The organism is Rickettsiella endosymbiont of Rhagonycha lignosa (assembly GCF_964031165.1).
Classification (GTDB): domain Bacteria; phylum Pseudomonadota; class Gammaproteobacteria; order Diplorickettsiales; family Diplorickettsiaceae; genus Aquirickettsiella.
Genome location: NZ_OZ035011.1, coordinates 1259062 through 1282546, shown reverse-complemented (window position 1 = coordinate 1282546; position 23485 = coordinate 1259062). Strand labels below are relative to the sequence as shown.

The following is a 23485-nucleotide window of genomic DNA, read 5'->3' as shown; positions in this document are numbered from 1 at the left end:
AAGAATAAAGAAACTTTTAAATATATTCGACTTTATCAATCTCTAAGTTAACCAAACCCGCAGGAGTTTGGACATCAACGCTGTCGCCTTCCTCTTTGCCGATGAGTGCACGGGCAATGGGTGAGGCGACTGATATTTTCGAATGTTTGATATCAGCTTCATCTTCACCGACTATTTGATAGGTAACCTCTTCATCATTCTGGGTATTAAGTAAATGTATGGTAGAGCCAAAAATGACTTTGCCATGATTGTTTATTTTGGTGACGTCAATGATTTGTGCACTGGCTAATTTATTTTCGATTTCGGTAATTCGACCCTCGATAAAACCTTGCATTTCTTTCGCAGCATGGTATTCAGCGTTTTCTTTGAGATCTCCATGTGCACGCGCTTCAGCAATAGCCGCAATTACTTGTGGCCGTTTTAAGGTTTTTAATTGGTGGAGTTCTTCCTTTAAATGTTCAGCACCGCTGATAGTCATAGGAACTTTTTTCATGATTTCTCTCTAGCTTGCTTATTAGATCTTTCTTCAGCGTCCATACTGAGTCTTTGATTGTCCGATCATACCTTTTTTAATTCAATTTTTCGAGTTTCAGTTTTGCTTACTGAAAAATTTCCTGACACTTTCAAACCATAAACCGGCTTTAGGGTAGTGATTACCATTTTGTAATTCTTTTTCAAGCGCAATGACCAGCTCTTTCTGTGCTTTGTTCAGATTAACCGGTGTTTCTACAAAAACACGACAAAGAAGATCGCCTGTTGCTCCAGGGCGTCCAGGAACTCCTTTCCCCCGTAAACGTAATACTTTTCCGCTTTGGGTTTCGGGTGGTATATGTAAGTTTACCACCCCAGTTAAAGTGGGAATTTGTATATCGCCACCTAATAGCGCAAGCGTTAAGTTAATAGGAACATCGCAATACAAGTGATTACCTTCACGTTTAAATAAAGGATGTGGTTTTAGATGAATTTGTACATAGAGATCACCAGCAGGTGCGCCACGACTACCGGCTTCACCTTCGCCGGTTAAACGAATGCGATTGCCTTCGTCTATACCGGCTGGAATTTTCACGGATAAAGTCTTAGTTTCTTGAATTTGACCTTGTCCACGACACTCTGGACAAGGATCAGTAATAATACGACCTTCACCGTGACATTCAGGACAGGTTTGTTGAATGGTGAAAAAACCTTGTTGAATGCGAACTTGTCCTTGCCCTTCACAGGTCTTGCAAATAACGGGTTTAGTCCCTTTACGTGCCCCCGATCCTTGGCAGCTTTTACAGGTCACAAGACGTGGAATACGAATTTGTACGGTTGTACCATGAATCGCGGATTCTAGATCCAATTCTAAGGTATAACGTAAATCGGCACCACGTTGTGCACGCTGGCTTTGTTGTGGACCACCACGGTTACCAAAAATATTACCGAAGACATCACCGATATCACCAAAAACATCATTAAAGTTAAATCCATGTGCCCCTTGTGCGCCACCCATGCCGGCAGCATCTACACCAGCATGACCAAATTGATTATAAGCGGCACGTTTATTAGGGTCTGATAACACTTCGTAGGCTTCACTGATTTCTTTGAATTTTTCTTCAGCATCTTTTGCTGATTTGCCTTCAGCAGAATGATGTTTATCAGGATGATATTTCATCGCTAACTTGCGATAAGCTTTTTTTAGTTCGTTCTCATCTGCGTTGCGTGACACACCCAGTGTTTCGTAATAATCAGTTTTTTTTGCCATAAGTAGAGAACCAAAGATAGAAAATCCCCTGCGAATAAATTACATAACAAGGGATTTTGAGATTTTTAATTTTTAATGGATATAGATGTTACGATCTAGTTACTGGCTGCAGTCTCCAGCTAGTAACTAGAAGGCGAATGCTTATTCTTTGTCCTTATCGTTATCTTTTTTATCCTTGTCTTTATCTTTCACTTCTTCGAATACCGCATCAACAACGTCGTCTTTGTTGTCTTTAGCACTTTCCTGAGCAGTTTCCGTTTGACTTCCAGCATCGGTCGCTCCAGCCTCTGGTTGTGCGTAAAGGCGATCAGACATTTTGCCAGAAATCTCAGTAAGCTCTTTAAGCTTAGATTCAATGTCTTCTTTATCAGTCCCTTTCAGCGCTTCTTTTAATGCATTTATAGAATTTTCTAATTGAGCTTTTTCGTCCGCATTGATTTTATCACCGGCATCGGTTATGGCTTTGCTTGTACTATGGATCAAACTATCCGCTTGATTACGGGTCTGGATGAGTTCGTGGAATTTACGATCGTCATCAGCGTGTACTTCAGCATCTTTAATCATTTGTTGAATTTCTGCTTCAGATAAACCACTACCGGATTTAATCACAATCTTTTGTTCTTTTCCGGTGGTTTTATTTTTAGCGGATACGTTGATAATACCATTCGCATCAATGTCAAAGGTTACTTCGATCTGTGGTGTCCCACGTGGACCAGGTGGAATGTCAGCGAGATCAAAACGACCTAATGTTTTATTCGCCGAAGCCATCTCACGTTCTCCTTGCAGTACATGAATCGTAACTGCAGGTTGGTTATCTTCAGCGGTTGAAAACACTTGGCTTTTCTTTGTGGGTATCGTAGTGTTCCTGTCGATCAATTTAGTCATTACTCCACCTAGGGTTTCTATTCCTAGTGAAAGTGGAGTTACATCGAGTAATAAGACATCCTTGACATCACCTGCTAATACACCACCTTGAATAGCAGCACCAATAGCGACTGCTTCATCCGGGTTAACGTCGTGACGAGCGTCTTTTCCGAAATAAGCTTTAACGACTTCTTGTACTTTCGGCATACGCGTTTGCCCACCAACCAAGATAACTTGCGATATTTTGTCGAGAGAAATCTTGGCATCTTTAATGGCTTTTTTGCAGGGTTCAATGGTACGTGTAATCAAGTCTTCTACCAGTGACTCAAGTTTAGCTCGAGTTAATTTAATCTGTAGATGTTTAGGACCCGTGCTGTCAGCTGTAATATAAGGAAGATTGATATCTGTTTCTTGGGCTGAAGAGAGTTCAATTTTCGCTTTTTCAGCGGCTTCTTTTAAACGTTGTAACGCAAGCGGATCGTTATGTAAATCAATACCTTGATCCTTTTTAAATTCGTCTGCCAAATAATTAATAACACGTAGATCAAAATCTTCACCGCCGAGAAAGGTATCGCCATTGGTAGCGAGCACTTCAAATTGATGTTCACCATCGATTTCAGCGATTTCGATAATAGAAATATCGAAAGTACCACCACCTAAGTCATAAACGGCTACTGTAGAGTCGCCACGTTTTTTGTCGAGTCCATAGGCAAGCGCTGCAGCAGTGGGTTCGTTGATAATTCGTTTAACTTCAAGTCCTGCGATGCGACCGGCATCTTTGGTTGCTTGGCGTTGTGAATCGTTAAAATAGGCGGGTACAGTAATAACCGCTTCTTTTACTTCATATCCTAAATAAGCTTCAGCGTCTCTTTTTAATTTCATTAAAATTTGCGCAGAAACTTCCTGAGGCGATAATTTTTTACCGTTGACTTCTACCCAAGCATCTCCATTTTTAGCAGGAACGATTTTATAGGGAACCATCTTGATATCTTTTTGTACGGCATCATCTTCGTATTTCCGACCTATTAAACGTTTTACTGCATAAATGGTTTCTGCAGGTTTGGTGACAGACTGACGTTTTGCCACTTCACCTACTTTAATCTCGTTATGGTCAAAACTAATAATAGAGGGAGTCGTTCTCCGTCCTTCTTTGTTGTCGATTACTTTTGGTTTACCGCCTTCCATGATGGCCATACACGAGTTGGTAGTACCCAAATCGATGCCGATTATAGTGTTTCTTGGTTGTGCACTTGCCATAAATTTCTCCGCGTTAAGTAGCTCATTCTTTACTGGTATCAATAGAGTTGAAAATGATTGGTTGATTGAAAATTAACAACTCCTACTAAAATTGGGTTAGGAAGTTTAATTTTCAAGATACAGGATCATGAAGTTTTCTCTTTAGCTTTTGCAACTACGACTAAAGCAGGCCGCATCAGTCTTTCATGAAGTAAATAACCTTTTTGAAGTACCCTGATAATTGTATTCGGAGCCAACTCATCACTTTCTTCAGCGAGCATTGCTTCATGAAAATGCGAATCGAAAGCTTGACCAGCAGGCTCTATCGATTTTACGCCGTTTTTTTCTAATAGGCTTTGTAGTTGTTTAAGCGTGAGTTGGATTCCTGATAAAGCAGCATCTTGTTCTTCAGCTTTAGCGTGTGCGAGAGCCGTTTCTAAACTATCTTTTACCGGCAGTAATTCTTTAATAAATTTTTCTAATGAAAATTTGTAGGCATTTTCAATGTCGCGTTTAGTGCGGCGTTGAATATTGTCCATTTCTGCCAGTTGATAAATTTTTTGCTCCTCAAGCTTAATTAACTGGCTTTTAGAGTCATTAAGTTGATTTTCCGTCGCCAGTAACTGCGCTTCTAGGGCTTCGTAAGAAGGATGAGTTAATTGTTTCTCCTGATCGGGTTTTTCCTTTTCTGCAGAAGCAGCTTTTTCCTCATTAGGAGACTTAGAAGTATCTTGTTTTGCTGCAATGTTGAGCTTTTCCCAAGTGGATTTTTTAGATGGTTCTTTTTCAGTCATTTCTGACAGGCTCCCATTTTTTTAAAGAAAGAGATAACTACTCTATATTAGAATAGAGGCACATGCATAAATAATGGAGACTCTAATGCTTGGATTCAAGAGTTTGGACTTTAGTGGGATAAAAATTTTAATCAGGTCTACTATACTAGTATTCCAGTTGACTACCTGAATAGTTTCGACCAGGATATCGCCAATCTTAAAAATGTATGAATAAAGTTATGAGCAAAATTTTTACAACCATCGGTTTGATCGGTAGGCAAGGAATGAAGGATGTCAGTGATACACTCATCGCTGTATTAGATTATTTGCAATCCCATCACTATGAAGTTTTGGTAGAAGAAGAAACTGCACGTTGTTTTAAAAATCGCCAATTTACATCATGCAAACGTGACGAATTAGCACAAAAAGTTGATTTGCTGATTGTAGTAGGAGGTGATGGAAGTCTTATTAATGCAGCACATAGTGCTGTAAAACATAATACGCCAGTGTTAGGCGTTAATCGCGGTCGTCTCGGCTTTCTTACCGATATTCATCCCCAAGATTTAGAAAAAAAGATAGGCGAAGTATTAAACGGCAATTACCAAGAGGAAAATCGTTTTTTATTAAATGCCACGATAGCTATGCAGTTAGATAAGCAGCAAGCAGGGATTGCTTTAAATGAAGTAGTATTAATGCCAGGCAATGTGGCGCGTATGATCGAGTTTTCTATTATGATTGATGACCAATTTGTTTGTGCTCAGCAAGCGGATGGTTTAATAGTGGCAACACCGACCGGATCAACAGCTTATGCTTTATCTGGTGGCGGACCGATTTTATACCCACAACTTGACGCTATTGTACTTGTTCCCATGTTTCCACATACACTAAGCGCAAGGCCGATTGTGGTTTCATCAAAAAGTCGCATTGTAATTCATGTTGATACGCACAGTACCGCTGCCCCTTGGTTAAGCTGTGATGGTCAAGAACGAATTTCAGTGCCTATAGGTGCAAACATTAACATTCAAAAAAATGCTAAAGCACTCAAATTAATTCATCCCTTAGATTATAATTATTATGAAACATTACGTACCAAGTTACATTGGCATAAACACAATCATACTAAATAATTAAAATTTAAAAATTGTTCATTGTATTTCTGTATATAGCGTTCTATCCCATAAATAAATATTTTTTATTGAAAATTTTTATAATTTTTTGTATTCTTTGCAAATAAAAAATAATAACAAAAAGAATAAATTTTATGCCTATAGCTCCACCTAAATATGACAGTCAAGTCAATGAGCTTACTGTTTTTCCTGATCTAAAAACAGCACAGAATTGGTTGATAAACAACCAACTTGATACCAGTGGGACATCCATTTTAGTCCCTTTTAAAGATGGAAATGATAAAGTACATTTTTTAAAACCCAGCAACCCTAATATCTTCTCAGACCCAAAAAAAACTTCCCATGATGATGCAAACAAAGATATTCGGATTATGGGGGCGGCGAATAATAACCATATACATGGTTTTTTCAGAAATATTCAAGCAGCATTTACTGCTAAACGTGTTCCGCATCTGAATGAATTAGAAGGCGATATTATTAATCTCGATGATCATGGTTTTATTATTATTTACGAAAAAGGAGAAAAAAAAGCCGGACATGATTTCTTTAATCTTTTTGAGGAGGAGAAGAAAGATTTAATTGAAGAGATTAGAAAAGCACAAACCAATGAGGCGCCACGCATTAATCAAGCGAAATTCTTAGAAAAGCTTTCTATATTGGCTATAGATTTAGAAATAAAAGGAGGGATGTGTTATTTCTTTTGTACAGATAAACATGGTAATCAACATGTTTATCGAGATTGTTTTAAACAAGATGCAAATAGTATAAAACTTGAGAATTATTTAAAAGAAGAAACAAAATGGCATGAGTCTAGAGGGGTTAAAGTAAAAGAACACAAATGGCAGAACCATCATATTAAGCGATTTTTTGTAGATTGTTTTAAATCGTGGGATTTTGCTTTGTTCTCTGCTTTTGGAGCAGGAATAATATTTTGGATTTTTCTCATTCCACTGCTAGGGTTGAATATTGCTGCAGCCATAGCAGGCGGAGTAGCACTTGTAACATTTTTAACGATTAATACTATCGGCTTTTTTAAAGCAGACAAAAACAATGCCATTACAATAGAATGGAGTGATCCAGAATTTGAAGAAAACACTGAAGCTACTTTTTTTTCCCGAATAAAACAAAAGGTTAATAGTCTTTTTAATAGAAAATCAAACGAAACAGAAGCTTTGTCTATTGAGAATAGCGAGAGTGAAGGATCTATGGCTCCAATTGGAATATTTACTACTATAGTTTCTTCAACTAGTTTTATTCCTGCTCGCAATTCTGCTTCTATGACCTCCTCTATAAGTGCACTGGTAAATTCGAGTTTAAGTTTATTTACATTCCGGCAAGAGAATGAGCTTATTAAAGATAATTGCTTGGAAAGCAGTTCCCCATCTTTAATAAACTAATGTTATTAATTATTGTTATCTGATTTCTTGATGCATTAGTGCTAAAAACATTTGGTTAAGTTAGTATATCCCCCGAAAATAACAAGGAAGTTTATGTTGCTGAGTCGATTAGACAATCAAAAAGGCACGCGGAAAATATTAGTTGATTTGCTTTTTAAAAAAGGCTACTGCCTCTGTATTCCTGATCCAAACTTGATTAAGTTGCACTTTGAACAAGTTCGATCCAGCTGGATACAAAAATTTTTGTTAAGTAAAAATGCGCTTGAACTTTCCATAATCCCGATGTTCATGCTTATTTTTATAAAAAATAAAAGTCTAACTGTCGATCAAAGTAAGCGCCTATTTGAATTGCTGCATTTATTATTGTCACAAACAGAAGTCGAAACTATCGAAGAGATATTTTTTAATAATAATTTCAAGCAAATGACTTGGGTTTATTATATGTTTGGTGAGCTAATAAAATTTACATTAGATGATTTTGTCATCTCGGATAAAAATAGCAAAAGAATTATGGCAATGGCAGCAAGCATAGAGCTGTTTTTTGATAAGGCCAGTATACTTACCATAAGCAAATTAACTTTAAATACCGAAAATACTGGATTTAATATCCTTCACAAACTGTTATATCTGATTGCTTATGAAAGTTTGCATTCCAGTCAAATTATTTATTTGAGTAAAATTTGTAAAAAAATAATTGATACAATCACCCATTTTGGTTTAGAAACATTAGTTTTTCAGACACAACGTAATGGATATAGCTTTATCTGGAGTACCATTGGAACATGGTTACAGATAGTGTTTGAACGTGAAAATTCAAATCAATTTAAAATCAAACATTATACCCATTTAATCAATGTAATAGTTGAAAAAATAAATGCTGAAAAATTATCCACCATACTGTTTGAAAAAGAGACAAAAGGTTACATTATAATTTTACGTTTTATATTTTTTAATAGGTTTAAATTTAGCTTAGTTCATCGTAATTTAATAGAATCTTTCCATTTTTTTAAGCAATGGTGCAATAAAATATTTTCTAGGCTTACTTTTCATCAAATAGAATTAATATTAGAAACTTTACCATCAGTATTAAACAATGATTTAACGCTTTCTATTTCAGATAAGCGTCAATTACAACAACAATTTTTTGATTATTTGTTTGAGTTTTGCAAATTACAGGCCCAGGACATTGCTAGATTAAAAGATTTACAAGAACAATTAGAAGATCGGTTTTTTCCTAGTAACAAAATAATAAAATTCTTTAAGCAGCTTAGAGTGCGTTGTCGTTTTTTTAATCATACTAATTTTCGGGGTTCAATAAATAGTGCGGACGAAATTTCCCTTAATGAAAGCAGTGACCTGCTGAGGCCTGAATATGCTAGACTAAACGCTAACTATTCGACAATGAATAGGTAAGAGGAATCTAATTATGCGTAAGCAATATATCATTGGCAATTGGAAGATGCACGGAAGTAAAACTTCTGTTGCTGAATTATTAAATAAAATTGTGGATTATGAACAAAAAGAACTATCAAATGTAAATATAGTTGTTTGTCCGTCTTACGTTTTTCTTAATCAAACCCAGATGTTATTGAATAAAACCAAGTTGCAATGGGGCGGTCAAAATATGGCAGCTGAACCCGAAGGTCCCTACACTGGAGAGATATCAGCATCGATGTTATGTGAATTTGGTTGTCAATATGTATTGTTAGGTCATTCAGAACGACGCCAATTATATGGGGAAACAGATGCACAAATTGCAAAGAAATTTAGCTTAGCCATAAGAACGGGTCTTACTCCAATCGTTTGTGTAGGTGAGACCTTAGTTGAGCGTGAAGCAAATCAAACCTATGCTGTATTGCAAACGCAATTAGAAAAAATTGTGGACTACGGGAGTGATGTTTTAAAACAAGCTATTATCGCTTACGAGCCCGTTTGGGCGATTGGTACAGGATTGTCTGCTCAACCTCAGCAAGCCCAGGAAGTACATCAATTTTTACGTGAACAACTTAATTTTTTGGGTTCGGATCTTGCGCAAGAATTACCTATCCTGTATGGTGGCAGCATTAAAGCTAGCAATGCTGAAGCTTTGTTTCAAATGCCAGATATTGACGGTGGATTGATTGGCGGCGCTTCGTTAGATGCTGCAGAGTTTTTCCGCATTTATGAAATACTTGCTTCAACAACAGGCCATAAAGTTTAATTTTTTGTATTTTTATATAATATGCTACAACAGTTTTTAGTTTTAATGCACGTTATTATTTCGATAGCATTGATTGCTTTGGTTCTAATACAACAAGGTAAAGGTGCTGAATTAGGTGCGACTTTTGGAAGCGCTGCTTCACAGACAGTCTTTGGCAGCCAAGGATCAGGTTCTTTTTTACTTAAATTAACCGGTTTACTCGCATTATTATTTTTTGTTACTAGCCTTAGTTTAGGATATTTAGCGGGACATACCACTAGACAGGATCCTATTCAAAATTTAGCCAACATGGCCCTGCAATCATCATCCATTGTTAATAAAACTAATAATGCAGAGAAAAATTTATCTTTAAACAAAAATACAGGAAAAGCAAATATCGACCATCAACAATCCTATCCTCTACCGTCTGAATTTTCTTAATATTGTTCGTATTATTGCCGAAATGGTGGAATTGGTAGACACGCCGTCTTGAGGGGGCGGTGGCGCAAGCTGTGCCGGTTCGAGTCCGGCTTTCGGCACCAACTGTTTAAAAATTAAATACATCAATACCAACCGTAACTTTTTTCTGCTGTTTTATTTTTATTTAAAAACGGTTATTCTTTTTTTTCGGGCAATACAGATGAATGATGGGATGAAATCAGCCATTTGTGTCCATCCCATCGATACGTAAATGTATAACGGGCGTGAACTTTTTTTCCATCTTTCAATGTGAATGTGTATAAACCTGTATCAATAGCTTTATTACATCCGATTTTTATTGTGCGTGAATCAATTTTACCGACTGGGTGTTTTGTTAAAAAATCTTTAAAATAGTTAATCCGCTCTGCACTATTTACTCTGGGTTTGTTGGATAGGGTTGCCAATAATATGGCATTATCCGAATAATTCGCATTAACTTTAATTGGGTTTCTGGTTTTAAGAGAGTTGTTCCAGCGATCGAATAGTGCGGCAATCTCTTGGGGGTTAGTTTTAACACAAGCGATATGCCTGCTTGAGCTCATAGCCATAACGGTAGACATTGCTAATAAGCCGCTTAATAAAACGACTGTAATAATACTTTTCTTTTGCATTAGGAAAATCCTTAGGAAAAAAATAGTTAGACTTAGTAATAATAGTAGGCTAGTTATTTGATCTCTGCAATTATACTCTTCTCATTTGAATTTTTGTTGTGTTGCTGCGCAATCCGCAATCCTCATTTATATTATAATACACTGTGTTTGCTCCATTTTCGCAGCTTGCCAAAAATCAAACTGCTTTGAATATACTTTAACTATCTCTAAGTAATTCATTAATTGCAACTTTGGCTCGGGTGCGATCATCAATTTGTTTGATAATAATGGCGCAATTAAGATGACAGTGCCCCATTTTAGAAGGCAGACTTCCAGCAAGCACGACTGAGCCTTTAGGAACCCGTCCGTAAATAATTTCTTCCGTTTTGCGATTATAAATTGGCGTGTTACTTCCTATGAACACACCCATACCAATGACACTATTTTCTTCAACCACGACACCTTCTACGATTTCAGAACGCGCACCAATAAAACAATGATCTTCAATAATGGTTGGTTTGGCTTGTAATGGTTCTAATACTCCACCAATGCCTACGCCGCCTGATAAATGCACATGTTTACCAATCTGTGCACAGGAACCTACGGTTGCCCAAGTATCTATCATGCTACCTTCATCAATGTAAGCGCCTATGTTAACGAATGAAGGCATGAGAATAGTATTTTTACCTATATAGGACCCATGACGGACACAGGCATTAGGTACGACGCGAAGACCTTGTTGTTGAAATTGCTGTTTATCATAATGAGAGAATTTAAGCGGAATTTTATCGAAGTAATGTGTATAACCCGCATTAAATAATTCATTCTGATTGATACGAAAAGATAGTAAAATAGCTTCTTTTATCCATGTATGGACTAACCATTGATCATGTTGTTTTTCAGCGACCCGTAGTTTACCTTTATCGAGTAACTGAATAACTTCTAGAATTGCTGATTTACTTGCATCGTCAATCGTTTCAGGATTAATTTCATTTATATTTTGATAAGCTTTCTCGATAATCGTTTTTAATGGTGTCATAGATGAGAGACTCTTTGAATTTAAATAAAAATAATTATTCGTTTGCAGTAATTGTTTCGGTTTTACCTTCTGGTTTATTAATTTTATCAGGACTTGATTTGGAATAATAAATCAAAGTATAGACTACCGGCAAAATAAATAAGGTAAAAAGTGTACCGACAGACATTCCCCCTAAAATTACCCAACCCAATTGATTGCGTGCATGGGCGCCTGGCCCATTCACCATTACCAATGGAGCGGCCGCCAATAACATAGTTGTTGTGGTCATGATAATAGGACGTAAACGTAATGCAGAGGCTTCGATGATAGCTTGTTGCCCAGAAACATGTCGATGTTTTTGTAATTGTCTGGCAAATTCTACAATTAAAATACCATGCTTAGTAATGAGCCCAATTAAAGTTATTAATCCAATTTGCGTATAAATATTTAAACTTCCACCCGCACAATGCAGTGCAAATAAAGCTCCAGTTAACGATAAGGGTACGGCTATTAGGATAATAAAAGGTGCGCGAAAGCTTTCAAATTGAGCAGCCAGGACTAGAAAAATAAATAACAATGCAAACAAAAAGGTTTGCTCCATACTATTTCCTGCTTGAAAAAATTGACGTGTTTCTCCTGAAAAATCAATTTGAACATTTTGAGGAAGAATTTTATCTGCCATTTGTGTCAAATAATGGACTGCCTGACCAATGGTATAACCTGGAGCAAGATTAGCACTCAAAGTAACGGAACGTAATTGTTGAAAATGATTGAGGCTTAAGGCGGTAAAAGAATTTTTTATATTGATGAAGTTAGCTAAAGGAATCAGTTTGTTATTTTGTCCACGTACATTAATGAGCTTTAGTTGTTGATCGGTACTCATAAAATTTCTATATAATTGTGGGATTACCTGATAACTACGACCATCCCAGTTTACAAGACTTGCCTGTGGTGTACCAATAAGTATATTTAAACTATTTGCTATGTCACGCATGGCGATACCTAATGAATTGGCTTTATCTCTATCAATATTGAGTTGGATTTGTTCAGCATCCATGTTGAGATCGGATTGTAGACCTAAAATACGCGGATTATTTTTTGTAATGGCTAATTGGAATTTATTGCTTAATTGATTCAAGGTATCATAGCTATCGGTACTCTTAAGAACGAACATCAAGGGCGCATGGCCCGTTGCACCAGGTAAGGCATGAGGACTAAATGAATATGCTTGTAGACCCGTGATTCCCCAAAAACGCTTAAATAAAGTTTGAATAATATCGGCGCTAGATTTATTTCGCTCTTGCCAAGGCTTTAAAATTAAAAAAGAGAGCGCGTTATTAGTGATAGGATTTCCTATTAAGCTAATAAAAGTATCTATCTCGGGCATGGATTTATAGATAGCTTGAATTTTAGCCATATACTTTTCCATGTAGGCTAGATTAGCAGATGTAGGTCCAGATACAGCAGTTATGATGAAACCTTGATCTTCTTGCGGAGCTAACTCACTAGGTAAGGTTTTAAATAATCCGAAACAAACTAAATAAATTATTACTCCCATACTTAACATTTTTTTTCGATGTGTTATTGCTAAAAGTAAATATTTTTTATAAGTGGCTATCATGACATTAAAAAAAAGCTCGACTTTTAGGCTAAAACGAGAGGCCACTTCATGTTTCAAAAGTTTAGCGCACATCATCGGTGAAAGTATTAAAGCAATTAAGCCTGAAATAATCACTGCTGCAGTCAAAGTGAACGCAAATTCACGAAATAATATACCGCTCATGTCGTTGATAAAACCGATGGGCGCATAAACGGCGGCTAAGGTTAATGTCATAGCGACGATAGCAAACCCAATTTCCTTAGTGCCGATGATGGCTGCATTTTCCGGTGTTTTTCCTAAACGGATATGACGATGGATATTTTCCAATACAACGATTGCATCATCTACGACTAAGCCAATACCCAAAACCCAGGCTAAGAAAGTTAATACATTTAACGTATAACCTAGAATTAACATAACGACGCAGACGCCCATTAATGATAAAGGAATAGTGACTAAAGGAATTAAACCCGCACGAAAATTAGCAAGAAATAAAAACATGATGACAAATACAAATAAACATGCCTCAAAAATAGTTTGTTTGACATCATGTAAGGATGCAGCAATAAATTTTGCTGAATTCCATACTAAATGAATTTTTATATCGGCCGGAGCTGCTTTTTCTAATTCAGGTAATTGCGTTAAGACTGCTTTGGAAACATCTAAAGGATTAGCTGTACTAAGAGGGATTATACCCATGATGACGGATTGTTTATTCCCATTAATAGTAGCGCTAGTTTCATCGGACTCAACACCAAGAACAGCTTGTCCTACATCGGACAACCGCACTAAATAATTATTTTGTTTCCGAATAACTAAATTATTTAATTCTGCTGCGGTATGTATATCCGTATTGGTATTGATACTAATGATTTGATTCGGAGTAATCAGTGACCCAGAGGCTGATTGAATATTATTTTGTTGTAGGGCTGTCATAATGTCGCTAGCAGTGACTTGATGAGCAGCCATTTTTATCGGATCAAGCCATATTCGCAGCGCATAATTATTATCTCCAAATATTTGTGCTTGGCTAACTCCAGGAATAGTTTGTAATTGCGGTTGGATAACTCGAACCAGGTAGTCAGTAATTGCAGGAAGACTTAATGTATGACTAGTAAATGAAATGAAAAGTGTTGGATCGGCCTCTGGATCTTTGGTATTAATAACGGGGTCTAATACTTCTTTAGGTAATTGCTTGCGTACTGAAGCAATTGCATTACTGACATTAGTCATCGCTTTAGTCAGATCATAACCGAGCTTAAATTGTAAGGTGATTTGACTAGTACTTTGCTTGCTAGAAGAATGCATAATATCTATCCCTTCAATACCGCCTAAAGCATTTTCTAAAGGGGTAGTAACAAAGCTTTCCATTAATTGTGCAGGAGCACCAGGATAAGTGGTTTGTATGTTTATGACAGAAGGGGATATGGAAGGATATAAACGTATGGGTAATGATAAAAATGCCTTAATACCGACTAGCAAAATGAACAAACTTAAAACGATACTTAATATGGGTTTGCGGATGAACAGTTCAGTGAATTGCATGAGTCTATCTCTTAACTATTACGACTGAATTGGCTTGTACTTTAAAACCACCGACACTAATAATTTGATCGCCTGTATGAATGCCTGAACTTAAACCTATTTCTCCATTTTGATGAAAGCGAATAATGACCGGAGTTTTAATCGCTCTTTGTTTAATGATGCGATAAACGTAATTGCCATTTTGATCACTATTAACCGCGGTTTCTGGAACGATAATTAAGGTTTCTGGAAGACCTAAATTAATGTTGATATCGACAAATGCACCAGGTAATAATTCTTTTTTTGGGTTGTTAAGACTGGCTCGCACACTTAAGCTGCGCGTGTCGTTATCGATATGTGAATCTACAGCATAAATAGTGCCAACAATTGTTTTATCTGGATAAGCACTTGAGTGAATAAATACCTTACTACCTAGAGTGATTTTATTGGCGGCGGTTCCAGGAATGTTAAAATCAACTCGCAATGGGTTAATAACATCTAAATTAACGATAGGTTTATTCGGATCGATGATATCCCCTAAGTTGACCATGCGTAGTCCTAGTTGGCCACTAAAAGGTGCACGTATGAGTGTTTGGTCGAGTGCGGCTGCAATTTGTGCTTGCTTGGCAAGATTAGCATGATAACTCGCTGCAACTTTATCTAGATCAGCTTTTGCGAACACCTTTTTTTTAAAAAGGGTTAAACCACGTGCATAATCGGCTTTACTGAGTTGAGTTTCGGCCTGCGCTGCATCTAACTGGGCTTTTAAAATAGCTGGATTAAGTTGTACTAACGGATCTCCCGTTTTAACGTTATCACCCGATCGGAAATAAATAGCACTAATTCGGCCCGTGGTTTCAGCTTTAATAACCACACCTTGGCTTGCCGATAAACTTCCAATAGCCTGAAGTGTGTCTTGCCAAAATTGTGAGCGCACTTGGGTCGCTTCAACCAATGTAGAAGGGGTTAGAGCAGTGTTTTTTTTACTATCTAATACTAGACAAATTGTACTAGCAGCAATTAAGCCAAATAGAAATACATAAGCAATTAAGCGTTTTAACATATATTATTATCTTTTTTTTGACGCTTTTATTTACGAAATACGCAGAATTAAAGACTATAGAGGCTTAACAACTTCAAATCAACTAAGCATTCAAGTTATGCAAAATAAAAAGACACATGGGGTTGCTATTTTTCTAAAATTTTCTAAAAGCTAGATCAAATCTTGCTCTTCACTACGCTTAGTAAATACTTCGTAGCCGGTTTCGGTGACAAGTAGTGTATGTTCCCATTGCGCGGATAAGCTATGATCTTTTGTTACCACCGTCCATTGATCCGGCATTAGTTTAGTAAAACGTTTACCAGCATTGATCATAGGCTCAATAGTGAAAGTCATACCAGGGACCAATTGAACACCGGTTCCGGCTTGACCATAGTGCAGTACTTGCAGATCTTCATGAAAGAGTCGACCAATGCCATGACCACAATATTCACGTACCACAGAAAAGCCTTCTGATTCGGCACACTGTTGTATACAGGCACCAATATCACCCAGATAAATACCAGGTTTAACCAAGCGTATCGCTTTGTATAAACATTCTTGCGTTATTTTTGATAAACGTTGCGCTAATATCGAAGCCTTACCCACAAAAAACATTTTACTGGTATCACCATGATAACCGTCTTTAATAATAGTAATATCAATATTAATTAGATCTCCGTCTTTTAATAGTCGTTCGCTGGGAATACCATGGCAGACCTGATGATTGATAGAAGTACAAATTGATTTCGGAAAACCCCGATAATTTAAAGGGGCAGGAATTGCACGTTGTTCATTGACGATATAATCATGGCAGATTTTATCGAGCTGATTGGTGGTAACGCCCAATTTCACATGGGGTTCGATCATTTCTAAAACTTCTGCAGCGAGCTGACCTGCGATGCGCATTTTCTCAATCTCTGCGGCCGTTTTTATAATAATAGGGGACATATTATTTAATTAAGCTCTTCATATACTCTTCGCACTTGAATTTTTGTCTGTGTTGCCACTCAATTCGCAATCCTCATGTATCTTGAATACACTTCGGTTGCTTCATTCTCACGGCGCCTTGCCAAAAATCCAATTGCTATGAGTATAAATTAATTTATTTGACCATGGCAATGTTTATATTTTTTTCCAGAACCGCAAGGACAAGGATCATTGCGGCCGGTTTTATTCGAATTTCGTTGTGTGCTAAGACGCGCAGAGGTGGTTTCGCTCGTTAATGATTCTTCCTCAGCAGCCAGTAAATCTTGATGTTGAAAATCAAGTAATTGTGGCATTTGTTGACGTCGTTGTTCTTCTAAACGTTCCGCATCTTCAGGTGCTCTTATTTGCAGACAACTAAGTAAACTAATGACTTGATATTTGAGCTGTTCTAAAAGTTCAGCAAACAACATAAAGGATTCACGCTTATATTCTTGCTTGGGATTTTTTTGCGCATAACCACGCAAATGTATTCCTTGGCGTAAATGATCCATTGCAGCTAAATGATCTTTCCATAAACTATCAAGTGTTTGTAGCATCAAAGTTTTTTCAACTTGATGTAATGTTGCTGAACCAAATAATTTTTCTTTCTCAGCATAAGAGTTTTCAGCAGCGAGTAATATTTTTTCGCGAAGATTTTCTTCCAGACAATTAGGATCTTCTAACCAAGTATCTAGTGGTAAATCTAGACAAAAATCTTGTTTCAATTGATTTTTTAGGCCGGGTATATCCCATTGTTCTTCTAAACTTTGTGGAGGGATATAATGCTCAATAGCACTATAGATAACATCAGCCCAGAGATTATTAATGACGGGAGAAATATCTTCTGTAGCTAATAATTCGTTACGTTGCTCATAAATTACTTTACGTTGTTCGTTTGCGACGTTATCAAATTCTAATAATTGCTTGCGTACATCAAAATTACGACCCTCAACTTTACGTTGCGCATTTTCAATCGCGCGTGTTATCCAGCGATGTTCAATGGCTTCACCGGGCTGCATGCCAATTTTTTGCATAATCATGGCCACTCGATCCGAGGCAAAAATCCGCATTAAATTATCTTGTAATGATAAATAAAAACGTGAAGAGCCAGGATCACCTTGTCGTCCTGAGCGACCACGTAATTGATTATCGATACGGCGTGATTCATGACGTTCGCTACCGAGGATATGTAGACCACCTGCCGCAATTACTTCATCATGTTTTTTTTGCCAATTAAGTTTATGTTGTGCAATTTCTTCGGCGGAACTCTCAATTGGCAAAGCGGCAAGCTCGGCTTTTAAATTACCACCTAACACAATGTCTGTTCCTCGTCCGGCCATGTTTGTGGCAATCGTTACCGTTCCAGGCCGGCCGGCTTCGGCAATAATTTGTGCTTCTTTTTCGTGAAATTTGGCATTCAGTACTTGATGGGGAATATTTTCTTTTTCTAATAGTTTTGACAAATATTCCGATGTTTCTATCGATGCGGTACCGACTAATACCGGTTGCTTATGTGCTTGACAGGATTTAATATCGTCGATGATCGCATTAAACTTTTCATCTTTAGTCAGATAAATTTGATCGGCTAAATCTGAACGAGAAACAGGCAAATGCGTGGGAATTACAACAACTTCTAAATTATAAATTTGTTGAAATTCATACGCTTCAGTATCGGCCGTGCCCGTCATCCCGGCCAGTTTATGATACAAACGGAAATAATTTTGAAACGTAATCGAAGCTAAGGTTTGGTTTTCGTTTTGGATATTGGCTTTTTCTTTTGCTTCAACTGCTTGATGTAAACCATCTGACCAGCGCCGACCTGACATTAAACGGCCAGTATGCTCATCAACAATAATAACTTGATTATTTTGCACAATATAATCAATGTCGCGTTGGAATAAATAATGGGCACGTAAAGCCGCATAAACATGATGCATCAAACCAATATTAGTCAGATGATATAAATTTTCGCCTGGATTTAATAAGCCTTGTTTAACTAATAACTCTTCTAATTTTTGATGTCCTTCTTCGGTTAAGTAGGCTTGTTTGGCTTTTTCATCGAGATAAAAATCACCAAGGCCGTCCTCTTCTTTTCTTAAAACGAGTTTAGGTATAATTTGATTGATTTTGATATAAAGTTCCGAGCTTTCTTCACTAGCACCGGAAATGATTAACGGAGTACGTGCTTCATCAATCAAGATGGAATCCACTTCATCGACTATAGCAAAATTTAAAATACGTTGGGATTTTTCTGCCAATGAAAAAGCCATATTATCGCGTAGATAATCAAAGCCAAATTCATTATTAGTACCATAGGTAATATCCGCAGCATACGCCGCTTGACGTTCAGCTAATGGAAGATCAGAAACAATCACGCCCGTAGTTAAGCCTAAAAAGTCATAAACAGGTTTCATCCATTCTGCATCGCGTTTGGCAAGATAATCGTTGACAGTCACAATATGTACACCTAAACCACTTAACGCATTCAGGTAGGCAGGCAAGGTAGCGACTAAGGTTTTACCTTCTCCGGTACGCATTTCAGCAATTTTACCATTATGTAAAACCATGCCACCAATTAATTGTACGTCGAAATGACGCAAACCTAACACACGAGTACTTGCTTCGCGCACTACTGCAAATGCTTCGATTAGCAATTCATCTAAAGAGCAGCCATCTTGTAGGCGAGCTTTAAATTCGGACGTTTTTGCTTGTAATTGCGAATCAGATAAACTTTGCATGCTGGGTTCTAGCGTATTAATGTCAACAACGGTTTTTTCAAATTGTTTTAGCAGTCGTTGATTACGGCTAGGAATAAACTTACTTAACAGCTTAGAAATCATAAATATAAAAAAGTCTCAGTGTGCTTTACTCAACAAAAGCCCAGAAAATGTGCTCACTGTACTAAAAAGTTAGTGATAGTGCTAGTCGTTGTTCAATAACGGATAAGATAGTGGTTGCATCTAAATTAACTCCTGCAAGCAATGTATTTGGGTCACCATGTTCAATAAATCGATCCGGAAGTCCTAGGATCAATACATCACAAGCAATCCCTTGTTGGTGTAAAAATTCACTCACCGCTGATCCTGCACCACCTACCTTAACATTTTCTTCTAAACTGACCAATAAGCCATGAGTTTTTGCTAGGTTTCGCAACAGTTTTTCGTCTAAAGGTTTGACGAAACGCATATTGATTACAGTGGCATCCAATGACTCACCGACGCTGAGTGCGGGTTGTAGCATTGGGCCAAACGCCAGTAATGCAATTGAGTGCCCCTTACGACGGAGTTCCGCTTTACCGATAGGTATACACGACATTTCTTTTTCAACTGAAACACCTACTCCTACGCCGCGTGGATAGCGTACTGCACAAGGCGTTGGGAGTTGAAAACCAGTATAAAGCATTTGTCTTAATTCGTTTTCATTACTCGGTGTCATGATCGTCAGATTTGGAATACAACGCAGATAGGATAGATCAAAGCAACCATGGTGCGTAGCGCCATCCCCACCGACGATTCCGGACCTATCTAAAGCAAACAATACCGGGAGATTTTGTAATGCAACATCATGTATCAGTTGATCATAAGCACGTTGTAAAAAGGTAGAATAGATGGCGACGACCGGTTTTTGACCTGCGCAGGCTAGACCTGCGGCGAAAGTAACCGCATGTTGTTCTGCGATGCCAACGTCAAAATAACGATCCGGATAACGTTCGGAAAATTCTATCAGGTCAGATCCTTCGCGCATCGCCGGTGTAATCGCGATTACACGTTCATCGATAGCAGCCATATCACAAATCCATTGCCCAAAAATATTTGCGTAGGTTTTCGGTTTGGGTTTGTCCACACTAGAGGGTAAAACAGGCGCTAAAAAATGTGGATTGACAGCATGATAAGCAATCGGGTTTTGTTCTGCAGCGGCATAACCTTTGCCTTTGGTTGTAATAACATGAACAAGTTGTGGCCCGGATAACTGACTTAAATTACTTAAAGTATTCATTAATAAAGGTAAGTCATGACCATCAATCGGACCAATATAATTAAAACCTAATTCTTCAAATAAAGTACCTGGAACTAACATCCCTTTAACATGCTCTTCAGTACGTTTAGCAAGTTTACGTACACTAGGAATAGATTCTAAAATTCTTTTACTGCCTTCTCTGACACTTGAATAAAGTTTACTGGATAATATGCGGGCAAAATAATTAGATAAAGCGCCGACATTATTGGAAATCGACATATCGTTATCATTGAGTACGACTAAAAGATCCGCATGGATATCGCCTGCGTGATTTAAGGCTTCAAATGCCATACCCGCGGTCATCGCACCGTCGCCTATGACTGCAATCGCTTTTTGACCGGTGTTATTTTTTTTTGCTGCGACACTAAATCCTAATGCGGCGCTAATCGAGGTGCTCGAATGGCCAACGCCAAAACTATCGAATGAACTTTCTTCGCGGGAAGGAAAGGGCGCTAAACCATGAGTTTTTCGAATGCTACATAGTTTTTCGCGTCGACCAGTAATAATTTTATGCGCATAAGCCTGATGGCCGACATCCCAAATAATATGATCATGTGGCGTATTAAATACATAATGCAAAGCAATAGTTAATTCTACGGTTCCTAAGTTAGCCGCAAAGTGACCTCCACATTGATCTAGCGTTTGAATAAGAAACTCTCTGAGCTCAGTCGCTAATTGTGGCAGTTGCGTAGGTGTGAGTTCACGCAACTGCATGGGAGAATTAATCTGTTCTAATAAAGAGCATGTGATATTTTTAAATTCCATGTAGTTTATAAGAGAAAATTATCCTGATGCTTGCTGAGGGTTATTAATACTTTGTATTTGAGTTTGCAATTGGGTGCGAATTTGTCCATTAAACTCTAAAACTAAAACGGACATAGTAGCGAGTAAACGCTCTAATGTCATCCGTATTTGATAACTTTCAGATAAATTTTCTGCTAATAACTCCACTTGTTGGCGTTGTAAAGTAGCGGGATTTTCATTAATTAAATCATTTTTATACCAATTTTTATCCAGAATTCGGCGTGTTGTCATAATATTTTCTAATTTTAATAAACTGATGGGACCCGATGTCTGACCACTTAATGTTGCTAGTGAAGACCGCACAGCAGGATCTGCTTTGCTAGGATCGATGGGTTGCCTTTCTGCATAAAGTTGATAAAGATTACTGAGTGCCATAGTTTGCGTAGCTAAATAACTACGCAAAGATGCAAGATAGGCTTGAGTTTGTTTTTTTTGTAATTCATATTTCAGGTTATTTTCTTTGTCTCCCGATAAATTTGCAACCAATTGATTGAAATTTATGGTGTTAATAGGCATTAAAGAACCACTTAAAGCGTTAATCACATTTTTAGCTGCTGCAGCTTCAGTATCATTATAGCTAATAGGCTGGAGTAAACTATTGATATCAATAGAGCTTAAAGGGTTTTTTTCTAGATTAGGGTTGATTTTTGTATTGGGATCCCAAAGAAAAGCTAATATATTATTGTTTTTATCGTTTAAATTAGCTGATTGGATAAGCTGCTGTTGCGTTAAGCTTTCTAAAGGAGAGCTGCCAGATAATAAATAAGCCGCTTGTGCATTGTTAATAGCGATAGTTAAATCATCACCCATGGGTGCGGTGTTCATTAGATTTTTTGAAATGGCTGTACTACCATAGCCCGCTACTAAGTTTTTTACACTGATCGTTGTAAAATCGGGTGTGGGGACTGGACCTATATTCGCATAACTGCTTAGAGCATACAAACTGCTTGTGACTAAAGAAATACTTAAAAAGACACTTTTTAAAGTTTTTATTTTTGATAAATGAGACATAGTAACATCCTCACGAAGTTTTAAAGTAAATTTTTTTATGAATGAGCATTAGATTGTAAATTGCTTGTGTTAGAGCTTGGCGGTGATGGTGCAAAAATATTGGGTGGACTAGGAATAGCTACATTTGATGGTGGTGTTGGTCCAGGAATAGGTGCATTCGAATAAGGATTTAGTTTGGCGTTTTTTTCCCAAATATTAGGCGGTTGTTTTGCCCAAGGATTAGGTTGCAGCCAAGGATTTTTATTGGGTGGATTGCTTGAGTTTGCAGATTTATCTAAGGGGATAAAGGCTTTATCGTTATTGGAACGAGGTTTCGACGTCGTTGCGGATGTTCCGGGTGCTGTTTGGTTTTGTTGAGAAGAGTTGTCGGTGTCGGTATTGGCTTGTAAGGCATCTAGCACTGCTTGCGAGGCATTGGTTTCAGATTGTTTAATTTCATCACGATAGCTTTGCAAGGAGTCACTTTTTGGTGGTTCAGAATTAGCATGCGCTAAACCAATGAAGGAACAGCTGAAAAAAATTAAAGCGCATCGAAATTGCCATGACCTTAGCATAATTATTCACCTTCTAATGCTTTTAAAACTAGATCCAAGCGATCTTGGGAAAACACTCTAGCGAGTAGACGTAAACGTTCAAAGCTAATATTTCTACGCAAAAATAAGCCTGCTTCATCTTCAGGACCATTACTGACTTCTTCGGCATGCATGAGTAATTTAGCGGCAGAACCTGGATGTGAAGTGTCTATTGCTTGAAGTAGACGCAAGGTACGAGACATACCTAAATGATTACCTAAACGAATAAACAACGCTTGTTGAGCAAGTTTATCCAGATCAACTTTATCGATATCATCGAGCTCTTTACCCAGCTCTAAGAGGCTTGCTTCAAGCGTGGTATCACCATCTTTAGTCCAAGATTCAACGCTTTCCATGAAGCAAAGAACCCTATAGATCAAGGGATCTTGGTATTGTTTCCAGTAGAGGTGTGAACCTTTGTGAGTTAAGTCAGGCATAAGTATGTATTGTTTTATTTGTAATACCCATTTAATTGAGTATAAACTGCGGCAAAGGAACCTTGATTATCCAACTTAATGCAAGCTAAATCAAATCCGATCTTGAT

19 protein-coding genes and 1 tRNA gene are annotated in these 23485 nt (G+C 37.5%); 6 read left to right on the top strand and 14 right to left on the bottom strand.

Annotated elements, in window-relative coordinates:
* Positions 1-16: 16 nt before the first annotated feature.
* The 4 genes from greA to grpE all read right to left on the bottom strand — a co-directional run bounded on the left by greA (position 17) and on the right by grpE (position 4635).
* A complete protein-coding gene (gene greA, locus AAHI99_RS05695) occupies positions 17-493 on the bottom strand; it encodes a transcription elongation factor GreA (protein WP_342227320.1) in 477 nt (158 codons plus the stop codon).
* 96 nt (positions 494-589) lie between these two features.
* Complete coding sequence (gene dnaJ, locus AAHI99_RS05690; protein ID WP_342227319.1) at positions 590-1741, bottom strand: molecular chaperone DnaJ; 1152 nt, start codon at positions 1739-1741, stop codon at positions 590-592.
* Between the two features lie 141 nt (positions 1742-1882).
* A complete protein-coding gene (gene dnaK / locus AAHI99_RS05685) occupies positions 1883-3862 on the bottom strand; it encodes a molecular chaperone DnaK (RefSeq protein ID WP_425288711.1) in 1980 nt (659 codons plus the stop codon).
* A gap of 125 nt (positions 3863-3987) precedes the next feature.
* Positions 3988-4635, bottom strand: a complete 648-nt coding sequence (gene grpE, locus AAHI99_RS05680; RefSeq protein WP_342227317.1) for a nucleotide exchange factor GrpE — start codon at positions 4633-4635, stop codon at positions 3988-3990.
* A gap of 206 nt (positions 4636-4841) precedes the next feature.
* Between grpE and AAHI99_RS05675 the strand changes: the two genes are divergently transcribed.
* The 6 genes from AAHI99_RS05675 (at position 4842) to AAHI99_RS05650 (ending at position 9859) form a co-directional block, all read left to right on the top strand.
* Complete coding sequence (locus AAHI99_RS05675) at positions 4842-5741, top strand: NAD(+) kinase (protein ID WP_342227316.1); 900 nt, start codon at positions 4842-4844, stop codon at positions 5739-5741.
* A 215-nt stretch (positions 5742-5956) separates the two neighbouring features.
* On the top strand, positions 5957-7138 hold the full coding sequence (locus AAHI99_RS05670; protein WP_342227315.1) for a hypothetical protein: 1182 nt from the start codon (positions 5957-5959) through the stop codon (positions 7136-7138).
* A gap of 93 nt (positions 7139-7231) precedes the next feature.
* On the top strand, positions 7232-8551 hold the full coding sequence (locus AAHI99_RS05665) for a hypothetical protein (RefSeq protein ID WP_342227314.1): 1320 nt from the start codon (positions 7232-7234) through the stop codon (positions 8549-8551).
* A gap of 13 nt (positions 8552-8564) precedes the next feature.
* Positions 8565-9338, top strand: coding sequence for a triose-phosphate isomerase (gene tpiA, locus AAHI99_RS05660; RefSeq protein ID WP_342227313.1), 774 nt, complete (start codon positions 8565-8567; stop codon positions 9336-9338).
* A gap of 21 nt (positions 9339-9359) precedes the next feature.
* Positions 9360-9758: a preprotein translocase subunit SecG gene (gene secG, locus AAHI99_RS05655; protein WP_342227312.1), complete on the top strand. Its 399-nt coding sequence runs from the start codon at positions 9360-9362 to the stop codon at positions 9756-9758.
* Between the two features lie 16 nt (positions 9759-9774).
* Positions 9775-9859 (top strand) — tRNA-Leu (locus AAHI99_RS05650).
* 72 nt (positions 9860-9931) lie between these two features.
* Here the strand turns inward: AAHI99_RS05650 and AAHI99_RS05645 are convergent.
* The 10 genes from AAHI99_RS05645 to icmW all read right to left on the bottom strand — a co-directional run bounded on the left by AAHI99_RS05645 (position 9932) and on the right by icmW (position 23378).
* Positions 9932-10408 carry a DUF4440 domain-containing protein gene (locus tag AAHI99_RS05645; RefSeq protein ID WP_342227311.1) on the bottom strand — a complete coding sequence of 159 codons (477 nt, stop codon included), beginning with the start codon at positions 10406-10408 and terminating at the stop codon, positions 9932-9934.
* 196 nt (positions 10409-10604) lie between these two features.
* The gene (gene dapD / locus AAHI99_RS05640; RefSeq protein ID WP_342227310.1) at positions 10605-11426 is read right to left on the bottom strand and encodes a 2,3,4,5-tetrahydropyridine-2,6-dicarboxylate N-succinyltransferase; all 822 of its coding nucleotides are present in this window, start codon (positions 11424-11426) and stop codon (positions 10605-10607) included.
* Between the two features lie 34 nt (positions 11427-11460).
* Positions 11461-14550, bottom strand: a complete 3090-nt coding sequence (locus AAHI99_RS05635; protein ID WP_342227309.1) for an efflux RND transporter permease subunit — start codon at positions 14548-14550, stop codon at positions 11461-11463.
* A gap of 4 nt (positions 14551-14554) precedes the next feature.
* Positions 14555-15592: an efflux RND transporter periplasmic adaptor subunit gene (locus AAHI99_RS05630; RefSeq protein ID WP_342227308.1), complete on the bottom strand. Its 1038-nt coding sequence runs from the start codon at positions 15590-15592 to the stop codon at positions 14555-14557.
* A gap of 150 nt (positions 15593-15742) precedes the next feature.
* Positions 15743-16519: a type I methionyl aminopeptidase gene (gene map / locus AAHI99_RS05625; RefSeq protein ID WP_342227307.1), complete on the bottom strand. Its 777-nt coding sequence runs from the start codon at positions 16517-16519 to the stop codon at positions 15743-15745.
* A 149-nt stretch (positions 16520-16668) separates the two neighbouring features.
* Complete coding sequence (gene secA / locus AAHI99_RS05620; protein WP_342227306.1) at positions 16669-19377, bottom strand: preprotein translocase subunit SecA; 2709 nt, start codon at positions 19375-19377, stop codon at positions 16669-16671.
* A gap of 61 nt (positions 19378-19438) precedes the next feature.
* Positions 19439-21319, bottom strand: coding sequence for a 1-deoxy-D-xylulose-5-phosphate synthase (gene dxs / locus AAHI99_RS05615; protein ID WP_342227305.1), 1881 nt, complete (start codon positions 21317-21319; stop codon positions 19439-19441).
* An 18-nt stretch (positions 21320-21337) separates the two neighbouring features.
* Positions 21338-22369, bottom strand: coding sequence for a hypothetical protein (locus AAHI99_RS05610; RefSeq protein WP_342227304.1), 1032 nt, complete (start codon positions 22367-22369; stop codon positions 21338-21340).
* Between the two features lie 35 nt (positions 22370-22404).
* Positions 22405-22923: a hypothetical protein gene (locus AAHI99_RS05605; protein ID WP_342227303.1), complete on the bottom strand. Its 519-nt coding sequence runs from the start codon at positions 22921-22923 to the stop codon at positions 22405-22407.
* A gap of 2 nt (positions 22924-22925) precedes the next feature.
* Positions 22926-23378: a type IVB secretion system protein IcmW gene (gene icmW / locus AAHI99_RS05600; protein WP_342227302.1), complete on the bottom strand. Its 453-nt coding sequence runs from the start codon at positions 23376-23378 to the stop codon at positions 22926-22928.
* Positions 23379-23485: the final 107 nt, after the last annotated feature.